10 protein-coding genes are annotated in these 17,292 nt (G+C 37.9%); 2 read left to right on the top strand and 8 right to left on the bottom strand.

The features are described 5' to 3' along the window. Positions 1-26: 26 nt before the first annotated feature. The gene (locus tag B154_RS0106580; protein ID WP_018612736.1) at positions 27-4,832 is read right to left on the bottom strand and encodes a T9SS C-terminal target domain-containing protein; all 4,806 of its coding nucleotides are present in this window, start codon (positions 4,830-4,832) and stop codon (positions 27-29) included. Between the two features lie 542 nt (positions 4,833-5,374). Between B154_RS0106580 and B154_RS30575 the strand changes: the two genes are divergently transcribed. Further along, entirely contained in the window at positions 5,375-7,639 is a 2,265-nt protein-coding gene (locus B154_RS30575; RefSeq protein ID WP_018612732.1) for a PAS domain-containing sensor histidine kinase, read from the top strand. Between the two features lie 142 nt (positions 7,640-7,781). Here B154_RS30575 and B154_RS0106565 read toward each other — a convergent pair whose 3' ends face one another. From B154_RS0106565 to B154_RS0106555, 3 genes are all read right to left on the bottom strand, one after another. Beyond that, positions 7,782-8,990 carry a family 1 glycosylhydrolase gene (locus tag B154_RS0106565; RefSeq protein WP_018612730.1) on the bottom strand — a complete coding sequence of 403 codons (1,209 nt, stop codon included), beginning with the start codon at positions 8,988-8,990 and terminating at the stop codon, positions 7,782-7,784. Between the two features lie 9 nt (positions 8,991-8,999). Beyond that, entirely contained in the window at positions 9,000-9,728 is a 729-nt protein-coding gene (locus B154_RS0106560; RefSeq protein ID WP_018612728.1) for an SDR family NAD(P)-dependent oxidoreductase, read from the bottom strand. Positions 9,729-9,960: 232 nt separating this feature from the next. Further along, entirely contained in the window at positions 9,961-11,397 is a 1,437-nt protein-coding gene (locus B154_RS0106555; protein WP_018612727.1) for a Gfo/Idh/MocA family protein, read from the bottom strand. A gap of 184 nt (positions 11,398-11,581) precedes the next feature. Between B154_RS0106555 and B154_RS0106550 the strand changes: the two genes are divergently transcribed. Beyond that, positions 11,582-11,824, top strand: coding sequence for a glycine zipper domain-containing protein (locus B154_RS0106550; protein ID WP_018612726.1), 243 nt, complete (start codon positions 11,582-11,584; stop codon positions 11,822-11,824). Positions 11,825-12,102: 278 nt separating this feature from the next. Here the strand turns inward: B154_RS0106550 and B154_RS27845 are convergent, their stop codons facing one another. The 4 genes from B154_RS27845 to B154_RS0106530 form a co-directional block, all read right to left on the bottom strand. Then, positions 12,103-14,178 carry a putative porin gene (locus B154_RS27845; RefSeq protein WP_018612724.1) on the bottom strand — a complete coding sequence of 692 codons (2,076 nt, stop codon included), beginning with the start codon at positions 14,176-14,178 and terminating at the stop codon, positions 12,103-12,105. Between the two features lie 88 nt (positions 14,179-14,266). Further along, positions 14,267-15,088, bottom strand: coding sequence for a purine-nucleoside phosphorylase (locus B154_RS0106540; protein ID WP_018612722.1), 822 nt, complete (start codon positions 15,086-15,088; stop codon positions 14,267-14,269). A 201-nt stretch (positions 15,089-15,289) separates the two neighbouring features. Then, positions 15,290-16,240 (bottom strand): hypothetical protein, encoded by a 951-nt coding sequence (locus tag B154_RS0106535; RefSeq protein WP_018612720.1) that lies wholly within the window; start codon positions 16,238-16,240, stop codon positions 15,290-15,292. 174 nt (positions 16,241-16,414) lie between these two features. Next, entirely contained in the window at positions 16,415-17,281 is an 867-nt protein-coding gene (locus tag B154_RS0106530; RefSeq protein ID WP_018612718.1) for an aldo/keto reductase, read from the bottom strand. Positions 17,282-17,292 lie beyond the last annotated feature (11 nt).

The following is a 17,292-nucleotide window of genomic DNA, read 5'->3' as shown; positions in this document are numbered from 1 at the left end:
TCATATACCTTGTACAGGGTTAACTTTTACTTGAGTAAAGTGACGTAACCCGCATACTTCGTGATTTTGTAGTCCACTCCTACCACTTCTATTATATAATAATATACTCCAACCTCTGCAGGCTTACCATTTACTGTACCATTCCATCCATAACCAGGATCATTTCCTGATACATTATTTACTCCAAAAACCTGCCTTCCCCACCTGTTATAGATAGTAAATGACTTGACATTTGAAGCATCATTCCCAGTTGGATAAAAAACATCATTAATGCCATCCCCATTTGGTGAAAAAGCATTTGGAATAACAACCTTTGCGTTATTATAATTTACGACAATCTTGATTTCGTCTTCCGCACTGCAATGCTCATTTTCTACCAGCAATTTATAAGTAATATTGTTTGTGGAGATAAAATGGGGGTTGGCGCAATCAGAGCAACTAAGGCCCGTAGAGGGTGACCATGCCAGCCTGATAGCATCATTTGAAATAGCAGGGGTCAGTACTACAGAACTTCGCGTAGATATTATTTTATCAGCTCCCAAGTCAACCGTAGGGTTATCATATACAGTAACAGTTACTGAACTTGTATCACTGCGACAGCTCATCCCATCAAAGCCAACAACCTTGTATGTACTGGTAGTATTGGGTGATGCAACCGGGTTTGAAACGGAAACAGAACTTAAACCGCCTGAAGGACTCCATAAATAATTTGGTGCGCCATAAGATATTAACTGAACCGCTTGCCCCCTGCATATAGCAGTATCTTTAGAAACGGAAACATTAAAAGGTTGCAATACTTGTACGGTAACAGAATCAACAGCAGAACAGCCCTCTGCGGAGCTTCCTTTTACCATGTAAGTTATATTGCCTGCGGGATTAGCGGTAGGGTTAGCACAATTACGACAACTTAGACTATTATCGGGAGACCCCCATTGGTAAGATGCGGCTCCTGATGCAGAAAGCAAAACTGAATTTCCCGAACATATAGCAGTATCAGGAGTAACTATAAGAGATGGAGACGCATTTATTACAATTGGCTTTGTAACCTCCGAAATACAACCGCTGCTGTTTTCTACTGAAAGAAAGGTATTATAGCTTCCGGCAGAACTATAAAGTTGACCGGGCGGAAACTGAAACGAGGAAGTTTCACCGTTCCCAAAATTCCAACTCCATTTGGAAATAGAGGAGGTATCATTTTGCAACTGCACAGAAAAAACCACAGAGTCTAAAGAACATGCATTGCTTTTAGCAATAATGGAAGGAATTGTTGTTTTAACAACTTTAACAAGCATCGCAGCGGAGTCAGTACATCCACCAGGTGTTGTTAAATGCAGCACGATATTATAATTTCCGGGTTGTGTAAAAGTATGCTCCGGACTTCCAAGCGAAGAAACAGCACCATCATCAAAATCCCATTTATACGAAATTCCCCCTTCGGTAGCAAGGGTGTTGTTTGAAAAATGGACTGTTCCGGTATCACACAAAATATTCTTATCAGACAGAATACTTGTTTTTAAATCATTGGCCACAATTGTATCTTTTCCAGTGATCACAAACCGGCAACCGGTTGAGTCTTCTACTATCAATTTCGGAAGATACAGACCAGCCGTCTCATAAGCATGTGATGAAGTATTTTGAATAGTCGAGTCGGTGCTGCCATCCTGGTAGTTCCATAAATATTTTATAGCAGTTTGAACATTTGCTGTAAACTCTACTTTTCCAGGCGTACATGCCGTTAAGGGAGTATAGCTAAATGTGCCTTTGGGACCTTTGACAACTAACACTTTTGATGTTGTATCTGAACAGCCTGTATTATTTTTCGCCAATAACTTTACTCTGTAAGTGCCTGGTTCTGTATAAATGTGCGATGGATTAATGAGAGTAGATTTAGCATCATCATCAAAATCCCATTCCAACTGAGAAAATCCAATAGATGTATTCGTAAAATTTACAGTCAATGGTGGACAGTTTACAAAAGTATCACTCATTGCAAATCCGGAAGCAGTTGTAACCACATTAATATAACTTACAAGAGAATCGCTACATCCGTATAAATTTGATACAAAAAGTTTAACCTCGTATTTCCCCTCTTTCAGGTAGGTGTGTAGCGGACTAATACTATCAGATATAGCGCCATCGCCAAATTGCCAGTGGTAAATATTATTTAATCCGTTTGTTTGGTTTGTAAATGTGATAGTAGTGTTAGGACAAATGAGCGTATCTGATTGAATAAACTTAGCTACAGGTTTTATTATATTTAAACTATCTGTTTTAAAAATGCTGTCTACGCAACCGTAACTATCGGTTACTGTCAGACCAACCCCAAATTTCCCTTCGTTATTATATTGGTGCGTAAAAGGAGGTTTGGTAAACGTCTGACTCACCCCATCTCCAAAATTCCAGAGCCATTTAGCAACAGGATGAATTCCATCTGTTTTAGTAGAGTCGTTAAAGCTTATTGTATTTCCAAAACACGCGCCGGGAACTGAACTTTGAAAATTAGCTTTTGCCCCGTAAATAGTTATTGGGGCAGCAGGATACAAAGTATCAGGACAATTTAAAATATCAGTAATAACTGCTGCCGCAGGATACCTGCCTGGTTCAGTATACTGAGTAGTAGCGGGGTTAAGAAATACAGGAGCAACCGGCTCTGTAATACCGTTAAAATACCACGCGTAAGACCGGATATTAGAGGGGTTAACGTTAGAAACAGAAAAGTTAACACTAGTATTAATACAGCTAACGGGATTAGTTACATCTAACTTTCCCTTCTCTTTTATTACAACAACGTCGGTTTTAACCGTGTCACTGCAGGCTCCATTTGTTACTATTAAAGAAACCGGGTAAGAACCAGTGCTGGCATAAGTATGAGTAATTTTTTTTGCAGTAGAAGTTGTTCCGTCCCCAAGATCCCAGCTCCATGTTTTAGCACCAATTGATTTGTCAATAAAATTTCTGTTTAAAGGGCTGCTACATAAAAAAGCCGTATCGAACCTAGCTACAGGAGGCTTAACATGAATGTATCTTTTTTTCCTAAGAGTATCACTGCAGCCGTAATTGGTAGCAACTAAATAAATTGCAAAGTAGCCTGTATCCCTGTACAAATGCGAAGGATTTTGTTCAATAGAAGTATTTCCGTCTCCAAAATTCCATAACCATTCAGTAACCGTTCCCCCCGTTGACCGGTCTGTAAATTTCAGGGATTTTGACGCACAAATGTTTCTGGAATTAGCTCCGAAAGCGACGATAGGTTTAATACCCGCTTTTACTGCGCTTACAATTACTATTGAATCTGTACACCCGGAAGATCTAATAACCAATTTAACGGTAAAGCTGCCAGCTGTAGTATAAGTGTGAGTAGGCTTTGCTTTTTTTGAAGTTGTTCCGTCACCGAAATCCCAAAAATAACTGCTTACTTTCAGACTGCTATCGGCAAAAACAGGAACGGGTTTAATGGTTAGCGGCAGGCATCCTTTTACTGGAAGGCTGGCGATAGAACTAATTGTGGGAGGAACTATTTTTACAAAATTTTCTTTTACTGCCGTATCTGTACAGCCATTGGTACTGGTTGCGACTAAACTTACGGTATAACTGCCTAAAGACAAATACGTATGTGCAGGGTTTTGAAGAGTTGATGTCGAGCTATCACCAAAATTCCATACGTAAGAAATACTATTTGCCGTAGTATTATTAAATCTAACGTTTAAAGGCGCACTGCAGCTTTTATTATTCACGCCTGTAAAGTTCACAACAGGTTTAGGCAAAACATTCATTACCTTAACTATCGAGTCTTTACAGGAACCAAAATCTGTAACGAGTTTAACCTGGTGATTGCCTGAAGTTGAATAGGATTTTAACGGATTTGCCTCGGTAGAAAATGTACCATCACCAAAATCCCAGAAAGAACCAACGTATGAAGAAGGATTAGATGTATTTGTAAGCTGAAAAGCACTTCCGGGACAAGCAACATCAGGTTTTGCAAAGTCTGCCTTTACGAAACCAATATTTATTGCATTAGGTTTGATTAAAGTATCTGTACAACCATAACTATTAGTTGTAATCAGTTTCACCGTGTACACACCTCCATTCTGATAATAGTGAAGCGGATTAGGGTCTTTAGAAGTGATACCGTCTCCAAAATCCCACTTAAAAGCTAAGTCTCCAGTACCAATAGACTTATTAATAAAATTAACGGGTGCAGGCGTATGGCAACCAGCTAGTGAGGTGTATTCAAAATTACTTTGCACACCATTTTTAAGACGGATATAAGAGGATTTGGAAGTAAATTGAACACAACCATTACTATTAGTGACCTTAAGTATAACTCTGAAATTGCCATTGATCGTATAGATATGTAGCGGGTTTTGCTCAAAAGACACGGTGCCGTCGCCAAAATCCCACTCCCAATTGGTAATAGTGCCTGAACCGGCAAGACTTCGATCTGTAAAATTTACTTTTAATGGAAAACACCCTGTGGTAGCAGAAGCCGTAAAATCAACACCAGGTAAAGCATTAACAACCACATATTGACTTTTTATTGCAGAATCGATACCTCTTCCGTTTCTGATAACAAGTTTGACAGTGTAAGTACCAGGATTGAGATATGTAGCTACCGGATTTTGAACTGCAGAACCGGTGCCATTTCCAAAATCCCATTTCCATGCAGTTGGGTCACCAGCGGAACTATCTGTGAAATTGATAATCATTGGCGGACAGCCTGAAAGAGGATTGGCCGAAAAGTCTGCATGCAATTGCGACATTACGATTGTTGGAAGAAATATAAATACAAGCAATAAACTTCTGATTGCAATCGTATTTAGCTTTTTGGCCATAATATAGTTATCATTGTGATAGTAGTACTATTTTTAATTTAATGAATGCAAGAAATAATTAAGTCATTTAAAAAGAATACTATTTTTACCAAAAAAGATTTGACTGCCAATAAAAAAGTTGCAACGAATTTTATTTATTGGCAGATTAAATTCAGATCGCTGAAAAAAGGTATTGAATTAAAGAGGTTATTTTCAAAGATAATTGGGATAAAAACAATTCCACAAAGAATAAAGCCGCTGCAATTTTAATAGAAAAAGTTTAAAAAAATTTAATTAAAAAGTATTTTAATATCGGTATTACTTTCAAAAATCCTATTCACATTATTACCTTCTTAATACATATTATTCATTTTAAAAATGCAAATACAAAAGTGTCTTTTGTTGTCTCCTATTAAAGCAAACATGATAGTATTTTTTATAAAATAGGCAGCTTTGAAATGTAAGAATTAATCAACTAAAACTATTCCCAAAAAAATAACATCAACTTTTGCAAAAGATGGTTGTTATTCTAAAAACAGCTAATTATTCTCATTTTCCTTACCATGCAAAACTCAACGAAAGGCGAACTATTGATTAAACAACTGCTTGATGTTCAAACAGATTCTGCATTGTGGATGAAACCGTTATACCAGGATAATACAAGAAATGGAGTTATAACAGATTTTGTTGTTTGCTATTACAATAAATCCGCAGCAATCATGATGGGTTTTGGTCAACAGGCGGATTTGGAAAAGCATCTTATAAAAGACAATTTGCTGAAAGGTGATTGTGAACAGACTGTGTTTGCTGAAAGCGTTTATGTTTATGAAAATAATACCAGCAAAGAATCGAGCTATTATAACGATTATTTGCAAAAACATGTACAGGTTGTAAGTACCAGGGTAAATGATGGAGTTTTAAGTATACAACGCGAGGTTGATGCCGAAAGGAAGTTGCAGGAGCAGGCAGAACTTTTGAATACCATACTTGATACATCTATTAACGCTGTTTTTGTCTGTGAAGCCATTAGGAATGAAAATGGAAAGATTGAAGATCTGCGGATAATAAAAATAAATCGTGCATTTACAGAAGTGACCGGCAAAAACCCGGAAGAAGTTGAGGGCAAAAAGTATTTATCCCTCTTCCCAACAGCTAAGGATACCGGAGTATTTGATTTAAATTGCACGGTTATAGAAACAGGTGAGCGTACACGAAAAGAAATTTATTACAAGGGCGAAAACCTCGATGATTGGTACGATATCTCCCTGGCTAAAATCGGAGAAAATAGATTACTGGTTACTTTTACAGTAATAACACAAGAAAAGCAATCATTATCACAGATACAACAGCAAAGCACGCTTTTAGACAATATTCTAAAATATTCTCCCAGCGGCATTTGCGTTGTTAATATAATTCGAAATGAAGACGGAGTACCTATAGATGGTGCTGCTATTCTTGCAAATGAAGCTGCAACACAGATTACAGGTATTTCAAAAGAGCTGATAACAAATAAAATTTCACTGATTGATGCGAAGATACTGTCAAACGAGCTTTTTAAGGAGGCAGCTTCAACTCTACAAACCGGGAAACCTTTTTTAGCACAATACTATTTAAAATCTTTGCATAAGTGGTTAGAATTGGGTATTTCCAAAATGGATGATGAACATTTAATTATTGTTTTTACCGATATTACTTCTTCTAAAACAGTACAGTTAGAGGTGGAAAGGTCGGCAGATCAGCTTTTAAATTTTATTAATACCGCGCATTCCGGTATATCTTACCTGCTTCCGGTAAAAGATAAAGACGGAGGAATAATTGATTTTCGATTTGGAATTACCAACAATGCTTTCGCCGCTTATTCTGGTCAGCAACCGGAGACCGTAAAGAATAAACTTGTTAGCGAATACTATCCTGCTTACAAAAATAACGGACTTTTTGAGCAATATAAATCTACCTACCAGACAGGAGAAACAAGCCGGTTTGAAATGCATTATACAGGCGAGGATATAGATGCGTGGTTTGATATAATGTCGACAAAAATGGAAGACGGTGTACTTGTTACGCTTAATGAACTTACAACGTTGAAGAAACTTCAGATTGATTTAGAAACTTTGATAAATCAATTAAAAAAATCAAATGAAAACCTACAGGAATTCGCATATGTGGCTTCACACGACTTGCAGGAGCCTTTACGTAAAATACAAGTTTTTTCTGAACGGTTACAAAAAGATGTGGCAGATGAGTTGAGTGAAGAAAACAAAAAAGTTTTTGGCCGTATGATAGCGGCAACGCAACGCATGAGCCAACTTATAAATGATCTTCTCTCTTATTCCCAATTGTCCACTAAGCCCTCCGCTTTTAAAACTATCAGTTTAAAAGATTTGCTACAGCAGGTAATTGCTGATCTGGAAGCAACGGTTAATGAAAAAAAAGCAGTTATTTTAGCAGGTGAACTGCCGCAGGTAAAAGGAGATTCTGTGCAATTAAGACAACTGTTTCAAAACCTTATAAGTAACTCCCTTAAGTATAGTAAAGAGGAAATTCCTCCTGTAATATCATTAAAATGGGCTTTAGTAAAGAAAGAAATAAATGGCTTATTGCTTTCTTTTCACGAGATAGAAATTAAAGATAACGGGATAGGATTTGAACAAGAAGAAGTAGAACGTATTTTTAAAGTATTTCAGCGATTACATGGCCGTAGTGAGTATCCGGGAACTGGAATAGGGCTGGCCATTGTGCAAAAAGTGGTAGAAAATCATAACGGGATTATATCTGCCGAAAGTGAACCTGGAAAAGGAGCAACCTTTAGAGTGTATTTGCCAGAATAGATGAAATCTTAAAACGATCAAAAAAAATTAGTAGATGTTTATGAACACGTGATCCTATGTAAACACCAAACATAAAAGTTGGCAACTAAAAGTATGCGTTCATTATACCAATGCGAAGAATTCCGTTTTAAAGTTATTTTTTCTAAAAATCTAATCCATAACTTTCTACAACGAGCACATCTCTCCATTGCTGTATTAGCTTTTTATAGGCCTTGCCAACAGGCATTATTTGACGATTTAAGTCAAATAAACCAAGTTCGTTTACATTGCCTGCATCATTTCTCAAAGCGCTATCCCAATCCACCTGGTGAAGAAGGCTATACCAGGTAAATCCCACAACAGGCACGCCGTCTCGTTTTAACTGGTGCACGTTTGCCCATTCCTTGTAGAGCCAGCTTACAGAGTGAGGCATAGAAATATTGGTTTCGGTATGCATAATAGGAAGGCGATAGCGACTATAATACTGGTGAGTAATAACATAATACCCAAAAATTTCACCTGACCCTTCTGTTCTACCATCAGGATATACAACATGCTCATTTGTTATATAATAATCGTTGCCCATAATGCAGCTTGCAGTAACCTGGTTATCCTGAAACCAGCAATATTCTTCTTTCGTCATTCCATTTGACATTAAGTATAGGTACATAGACGCTGTAAGCGGGTAGCCGTAGGTAAGGTCAAGAGAAAGAAACCTTTTTTCATTTAAAAAGTTGGCAATTTTTTGCGCGGTAGGATAAGCCGGATGAAAAAACTCTGATGACTCACTTTGTATAAATATTGCATTTGGTTGTACTTTTAGTATCTCCTGCATTGCCATTACATTGGCTTTGCAGCAATGTTTGAGTGCAGTAACAAAAGTGGTTTCACTGGTAAGCCTTTCGTTCCACCAGCCATATAAAGCGGAGAAGGTAGCTGTGATAAATATTTCATTTATTGGGGTATAATGCTGAAGATAAGGGAACCTCTCAGCAAAGGCACGGGCATATTCTGCAAAATATGCTGGAAAGTCAGGATTTTGAAAATTACCTATCCAGTCAGGTACGCCGAAATGACACAAATCAACAATAGGATTAATATTAAGCTCTTTCAATCTTTTGAAAATCAAATCGGCAAAATCCCAATCATATTTCCCCGGGCCCAAATGGGTTTTGTAATAAGGGGGCCCATACCGAAGGTGGGTAATATCCATAGATTGTACAAGTTCAAGGTCGCTTCCCCAATGCTGGTAATGACCGGTTTTTTCCATTTCATCTACTCTTTTTATGCTACCGTCCGGCAATTGAATAGTTGGATAACTGTTTTCAATGCCGGTGGCAAACATAAAATCTTCTGATAACGTTTTATTCATTGGCGTAGGTTAAAGAATATCAAGCCTTGCGCCATCTGCTACAAGGGTTGTTCCGTTTATAAAACTTGCTTCGTCTGACGCAATAAAACAAATGGCAGCAGCCAACTCTTCCGGCTTGCCAATAGCGCCTGTCAATTTCTCAATACCACTTTTGACGTTAGGATTATTTCTAAGCATAGGCGTATCAACCGAACCGGGTGCCACACAATTAAAACGTGCTTTTGTAGAAGCATATTCCTGGCTGGCACCTCGAACAAAAGCTTCCATTGCGCCTTTGCTCGTGGCATAAGGAATAACATTAGCAGTTGTTTCATGTGCATGCACCGAACTGATATTTACGACCGAGCCATGGTTCATATGCGGAAGACAATACTTGCAAAACAAAAACACTGAACGGATGTTTACATGCATTACCATATCCCATTCATTTGCCGTCAGGTCAATAACTTTTTTAAAAGTCATTGTTGCTGCATTATTTACCAGTACATCTACCTTACCCCATTTTTCTACTGTTGTATCAACTACGTGCTTTATTTCGTCTTCAATTCCCACGTCACACTTTATAAAAAGGGCTATTCCCTTTTGTTGTGTAATGAGGTCAACCGTTTGGTTACCCCCTTGTTCATTTCTGTCAACTATCGCAACAGAGGCACCTTCATTTGCAAGTCGTAAAGCTGTAGCTCTACCTATTCCGGAACCTGCACCGGTAACAATACAGACCTTATTAGTAAAACGCATAATATTAAAAATAATTCAGCAATATGGTAAGAAAAATATACAGTACCAATACAATGCCATCCAAAAATCTCTTTTAGATAATGCACTTATTTACTTAAGGAAATGGAGAGAATTTTTACTGCTGTTATTTGTAAAGCAGTAGTAGTTTGGTTAGAAAAATAGCAGGAAGAAAATGTAATGTTTTAACTTTTATACAATAAACCTCCTGCCGTTCAGATTGGTTATGTCAGTTTTATAAATTCAGCTTATAATTTCCTTTATATTCTCTTTTTACGAATTGATTGGCAGGTTCAAAGTTTGTAACTTTCATATTCTGACCATCCCATAATAACTTTTTTCTGCCAGGATAAATGTTCTCCCCTTTCGCATTTGTTTCACTATAATTATAACTGCGAACAGCGAGATTACCCATTATTACTGTTTCGGTTAACGGCCCTGCAATGTCAAATGGGGAACTGGTGTAAGTGCCATGCCCTTTTTTGCATGCTCTTACCCACTGCTGCTGGTGTCCTTCAGAGCCACCTTCTACAAAAGGATATTTAGATTTAGGTAAATTAGCTCCTTTCATTTTATTAGTGGGAAGCAAGGTGGCATTTCTACCAAATAGTCCTGCCATTAGTTTACCTTTGGTTCCTTCAAAAATAATTCCGCCGTCCACCTCACCCATAGGTTCATCCGGCAATAATTCATCTGGTCGCCTTGGCTTAATTCCCCCATCGTACCAAACTAACTCAAGAGCTGGCATACTACCACGCGCAGGAAATTGTATATGTGTTTTTGAAGATGGAGGATAACTGTCTGTATAAACTGCTTCTTTAAAAAAACCTGTATAAACCGAGCCAACACTGCATTCAACAGATAAAGGATAACCGAGTTTTAAAGCACGGTAAGGAACGTCTATAAAATGACACCCCATATCGCCCAAAGAACCGGTGCCGAAATCGACCCATCCGCGCCAGTTTGCCGGAATATAAATAGGATTAAAATCGCGATGTGGTGCAGTACCTAGCCATAAATCCCAATTTACTTCTTTAGGTACGTCAAATTTTCCTGTAGGTGTCGGAATTCCTTGCGGCCACACGGGTCGGTTCGTCCACACATGTACTGTATGTACATCGCCGATTACTCCATCCTGTATCCACGTTTCTACCAGCCGCGTATCATCACCGCTGCTTCCCTGGTTGCCCATTTGCGTTACTACTTTGTATTTCTTTGCTGCCTGTGTAAGTATCCTTGCTTCGTAAATATCGTGTGTCAAAGGCTTTTCACAATATACATGTTTGCCTAGTTGCATAGCTGCCAATGCAATAGGTGCGTGCATATGGTCGGGGGTAGTAACTATTACCGCATCTATATTTTTAGCTTCTTTATCGTACAGTTCACGATAGTCTTTATAGTAGGGCGCTTGACGCCAGCTTTTGCGTGCATTAACAGCCATCCTATCGTCAACATCGCATAGAGCTGCTATGTTTACTTCGCCTGTTTTATAAGCATAGGGAAGGTTTACTTCAGCTTTACCGCCTGCACCTATACCGGCAATATTTAATTTATCACTTGGGGCCGTAAAGCCGCGGCCTAATACATGTCGTGGAACAATTACAAATCCGGCAGCAGCAATAGAAGTGCTTTTTAAAAAATCACGACGTGATGTCTTATTCGTTGTTTCCATACAGCAAATGTGAAAGTGAATGAATAGAGCAATAAATGTAATCAGAATACACAATTTAGAAAAAAAGAAAAATGTGTATTGATATTAATAAAACTTGCCCCAACCGCAATCGTTTATTTCTTAACCAGCGATTTTTTTGAAGCAATTCATTCTCTTTTCTTAACTTCAATATAAACATTTTTTTATGCCTCAAAGCAGAAACAGACATAAACACCATCATCACGTGCAGGTTCATCATACTCCTGCAAAAGCCAAACGCAGCGCCGCCTTAATATTAGCTATTCTGGCAGCAATTCTCGGTTTGGCAGTAGCTTTTTTTACACAAGGTGCAGATCTTGTATGGATAATATTTGGCGCAGCATCAGGTGCAATTATTGGTTACCTGGTAGGCCACAACATGGATAAGGCAATTGAAAAAAACAACTAACAAAGCAGCTAATCTTCGACCGACCCTTACAAACTTTTAGAAACTGGCCGACGTTTGTAACATTTGCAAGTCCGTATTTCAAATAATTCTTTTTACTACAAACAGAATTTTTGCTTAAGAAGGTTTGATATTATCTTTCTGGCTGGAGAGACAAATTGTAAGAGTTAGTTTTTATTATATAGAAGAATATATAAAGAATCAAGATATCATTGAATTTATTTGCTTCTTCTAAATAAGAGGCCTATTTTCTTTATATTCTTCCTCTTTAAAAATTTCTATCAATTTATAAATGTCCACCAAATTCCCAACCTGAACCAAAACCCCTGCTGCGGATAATGCTGCGCTGTAAGGTTATTTTGATTTAAACCAAATTTACCCGTATTTGTTCCAATCGTATTAAGATTTTCAGCCCTGATAAAAGCTTTGAAGGTTTTTATACGAAAATTGAAAAAAGCATTTATTTCAGGCCGATTATTTATAGTATAATTATTTTGATAAAAAAACTGGCCGATAAACGGAGAATAGTTATCCGCCTTATAAGGTGTATGATATCGAAGTTCGAGGCCAATAGCATAATGCATGTTTTTATAATAAATTCCTTCAAAAGAAATGCGGTTGCTGGTAAATATGAGCGGAATATTTATGGGCGGATTACCTGCAGTTTTTTGCACATGAACTTCAGTATACAGGTTAAGCACTTTGCTAAGTTTTAATTTCTTTTTTGCTGCTATATGCAAAACATTGAACAGAGTCCCCTCCTGCCGTGCAGTGAAAAAACTGTCGAAGTAGGTATAGTTGCTGATGAGGTAATATTCGGCCGAGAGCGAAGTACCTTTTGCATCATTTAAGATAGAACCACTGATACGGGTTATATTTTCCTTATTAAGGCTGCCATAAAATTTTACAGGGAAACCGCTCTGCTCCTGGAAAACATAAGAAGGAGTTCTGTTTATATTTTCAAAACCTGTTTCCAGGAATCCTATTTTTTTGCTGATCAGTCTTCTTAAACTGACGTGAAGTGCATAGTCTCCGCCGTTATATCCATTGAGATAAAACCTTCCTGTGCCTTCAATATCCCATTTCTGGTTGCGGGTTTTGTTTCGGTACTCACCAGAGAGAAATATATTATGAAACCTTTTTACTATGGTACTGCTCTTTGCCGAAGAGTCAAAAGAACCTGTAATATTTTCGAGCGCTGCTCCTGCTTTTATAAACTGGTTAAGATTGTTTTTTTCAGGAAAAGAAATGATGCTAAAATCATTGAGAATGTTTTTCCATTTATCTCGGTATAAAAGGGAATCATCTGAAATGGTGGAACCGAAATACGTTTTATAATCATTTACCTTGCTGTCGCCGGTAAAATAATCTCTGTACTCAAATTGCTGTCCGGATAAAGTGAAAGTATGCTGCAGTCTAAATCTTGGATAAAATAAACGGATAACTGTACTATCGTTTACAACAAGCGAATCGCTCTGCCCAAAATCGTATTGTTGCCGCAGCAAAAAATCGCTCTCGTGGTAAACATTACCGGTAGTTACACGAGTATTAAAAGGGTTTCTCAAGGGAGCGGAATCTCCAGATAATCTAGTAGGAATGAGGTACCTGTTGGTAAACCGATAATCATTTAAAAGAGAGTCTTCTCTAATTCCTCCATTTTCTGACGAAAGTAATTTGTTGGCAAGAAGAACGCCGTATACCGTGTATCGCTTGTTCCTGCTTTGGTAGTTGCCGTTTAGCCGGTAGCTGTTATCACTTGTATTTTGATTTTGAAGATTACCCGGAGAATTAATTAAACGATATTGCAAAGCCATATTAAAATTAGGCTTTATATTTTGCGTATGCACCAGGTTGATCATTTGCTCAGCTTTACTGCCGAGCAAATAACCTAACTCTGTATAAGGTCGTGTTGTCTGGTAAAACTTAGTGTCTTCAATTCTAAACCGATATATATCAAAAACATGAAAGCCAGCGTCAAAACCAGGTTTTAAGTTAGTATTGAATAATAAGGAATGAGCTGCAGTGCCCAAATTTCCCAACGTGACATAATCAGCCGGCAAAGGATACCGCCTCGTAAAATCATTAATGGATGAATCAAGATTGCGAATTGTCGTAGAGTCAAAGTACCTGTAATGTATGGTTATAGAATCATCCGTATTATCCCGGTGCTTTAATGAGTCCTGTCCTTTTTGCTGCGGCGAATTTGGTATAACACGTCCCTGTGCATCATATCGCGGCTGTGTTGTTGTGCCTTGCCTGCCTAATCTCATTGTTTGCTGAGCATGCAGGTTACCAATGCAAACAGTGAAAATGACAGCAATGGTAACAACAAGGCGTAAATAAAAAAATATATTCATTTATTGCAGAAGAAAATAACACGCAAAGTAAACCTAAAGGTGTAAACAAAAAACACAAATCAATAACCATTTATTTTCTCAGCAAACGTTACATCTCATGAATAAGATTTGTAAATATTGCGGTAAGCTTTGGCTCAGCATCTTTAGCAGCCTGCAATACTTCTTCATGGGTGATAATATTATCTTCTTCCCTAATGCCTATGTCGGTTATTACACTCATGGCAAAAACCTTGAGGCCACAATGAATTGCGCCAATTACTTCCTGTACAGTACTCATGCCTACGGCATCGCCCCCAAGTACTTTTATTAATTTGTATTCTGACCTTGTTTCAAATGTAGGCCCGGTTACCGCGGTATATACTCCCGTATGTACGGGTATCTGTAGCCGTTCTGCTATAGTTTTAGCTTTTGCAATTAACAATGAAGAGTAAGGGTCACTCATATCGGGAAATCGTGGACCAAGTTCACTTTCATTTTCTCCGGCTAATGGGTTTCTAACAAAAAAGCTGATATGATCTTTAATTATCATTAAATCCCCCACTTCAAAACTATTGTTTACTGCGCCTGCGGCATTTGATAGAAGTACCGATTGCACGCCCAGCATTTTCATTACTCTTATCGGGTAAATAACCTGTTGAGGCGTATATCCTTCATAAAAATGAAACCGACCTGCCATTGCCACAACCTTTTTACCCCTTATTTCACCAAAGATTAATTTACCCGAATGCCCCTCTACAGTACTTACCGGAAAATGAGGAATATCGCTGTAAGCAATTTCCTTTTCCACTTTCATCTCATCGATAAAATTTCCCAAGCCACTTCCCAATACGATACCAACCAAGGGAACTGTGTTGCAATGCTGAAGAATATAACCTGTAGTTTCCTTTAGTTGCTGTATAAGGGCTGACATAATTTTATTTTATGGCGGCAAATATAAATGTTTAGAAGTAAGTATATAAACCACATATTTGTTTCGACTTTTTTCTTTAATTAAAACCGATGAACCATTACCACTTTTGTAGTGAAAGGTGCGGTTCAAATTATTACAAGAAAATAAGTTTAAAAATTTGGTAAAATGAAAGCAGTATCAAAATCTTCTTTAATGAAAATACTACATCTTTAAATGGCCTTTCTTAGTCAGCTCTGGCTCGCCGTTATCTTCTGGTTGACTGTTACTTTCCTTTTTCTTTTCAATTTTATGCAGGTCTTCTCTTTTAATTCCATAAAAAGTTGCTGCCACCTGCTTTGTTCCTTCGCACGAAAAATAGAGCATGTTATCATTCCCATAAGTTATCCCTTCCAGTTGCCAGTCCCAGGGCTTATCCGCCAGGTTTATTTTTTTGTGACTACCTGAGAAAAAATCATTACCTGTAAATTTATTAAACAAAAGAATAAATGGAAACTTATGGCCTTTATGATAACCAATCAATGCAACTTCGTTATTGGCAGGATTGATGGCGGCATCAGTTATGAGACCTTTGCTGTTAAAACTGTTTATAAACCTGGCATTGTACTTACCGGCAGCTTTTGGCAACACATATAGCCTTGTTTCCTTGTCTTCGCGGTCCTTTGTAAAAACATATAACGAGTCTTTATAGCTAAGCAAAGATTCGCAATCAAAATTGTTTTGCTTCTTTTTTTCAACTTCCTCTTCATTGGTGAAAGTAAATTCAATGATTTCCCCCGTTACTTTTGCAGCGCTCCCCTGTTTAATGTTTGCTTTAGCTACTTTAATAATTTTTCTTTCAGTTCTGTCGCCGGCATTATCTCCCACATCTGCTATATAAATATAGTTAGGGTCTGAAGCAACTGCCTCAACATCAGTTGCTTCAGCATTCGTTATTTCAACCTGTTCTTTCAGCTTTCCTGAAAGATCTAATCTATATATAGTAGCGTGTGGTTTATCTGTTATTGCCCATATATCCGAGTCACTTGCAGTTATTCCGGAAATTTCTTTTAATTCCTTAGGCAATACCGTTTTTACAACTAATGCGCTTTTTTGTTCTGCGGCAGAACATGCAAATAAAAAAACAGGAATTATGAGAAACCAATATTTTATCATAAAAAGTTAATATGAAATTATGAAACCAGCATGATATTGATAAGAAAAGCTTTTTTAAAAAATGATCTTTATTGCAGTCATGATAAAAATACCGGACATACATTTAAAAAGTAAAACTTCTGCTATTGACAGAAGTTCTACTGAAAAAATAATAGCAAGGATCAAGTACTTATGTTATTGCTTCGCAGATAAATTTTCCAAGTCAGCGAGATCTTCCTTTGAAAGACTAATAGATGCAGCTTTATAGTTTTCTTCTAAATGCTTCACTTTGGACGTCCCGGGAATTAACAGGATGTTTGGAGAGTGATGCAGCAGCCAGCTTAAAGCGACCTGGTGAGCAGTGACATTGTACTTTTGCGCGATCTCATTCAGTTTTTCAAGTGCCTTTACATTGCCGGCATTTAAAGGATACCAGGGAATAAATGCAATATAATTTTCTTCGCAATACTGTAGCTCGTCTTCCCATTTGCGGTTGTCTACACTGTACATGTTTTGCACAGAAACAATAGTAACGTATTCCTGCGCTTTTTTAACCTGCTCGGTAGTCACTTCAGAAAGACCTATATATTTCACCAAACCTTCCTGCTGGATCCGTTGCAGAAACTCAAGAGTTTTTTCGTAAGGTACATTTGGGTCAACACGGTGCAACTGGTATAAATCAATCTGGCTTAGCTTCAAGCGTTTCAAACTTCCTTCGAGCGCTTCCCGTAAATGTTCGGGACTTGAGTTGATTGGCCACTGGTTTGGACCTGTTCGCAACAAGCCACCCTTGGTAGCAATAACAAGACCTTCCGGATATGGATATAAAGCTTCGGCAATAAGTTCCTCAGATATATGAGGGCCATAACTATCGGCGGTATCTATAAAGTTAATACCCAATTCTACAGTTTTTTTTAAAACGCTTATTGCCTCTTCTCTGTCATTCGGCGGTCCCCAGATACCTTCACCTGTTATGCGCATTGCGCCAAAACCCATTCTGTTTATGGTCATTCCCTCCCCAATAGTATATGCCATATTAAACCCGGCTGATACATTTGCCATATCTTAGTTTG

This window comes from Segetibacter koreensis DSM 18137, assembly GCF_000374045.1.
GTDB lineage: Bacteria > Bacteroidota > Bacteroidia > Chitinophagales > Chitinophagaceae > Segetibacter > Segetibacter koreensis.
Note: the sequence above shows the minus strand (reverse complement) of the source record. Positions and strands in the feature narration are given on the sequence as shown.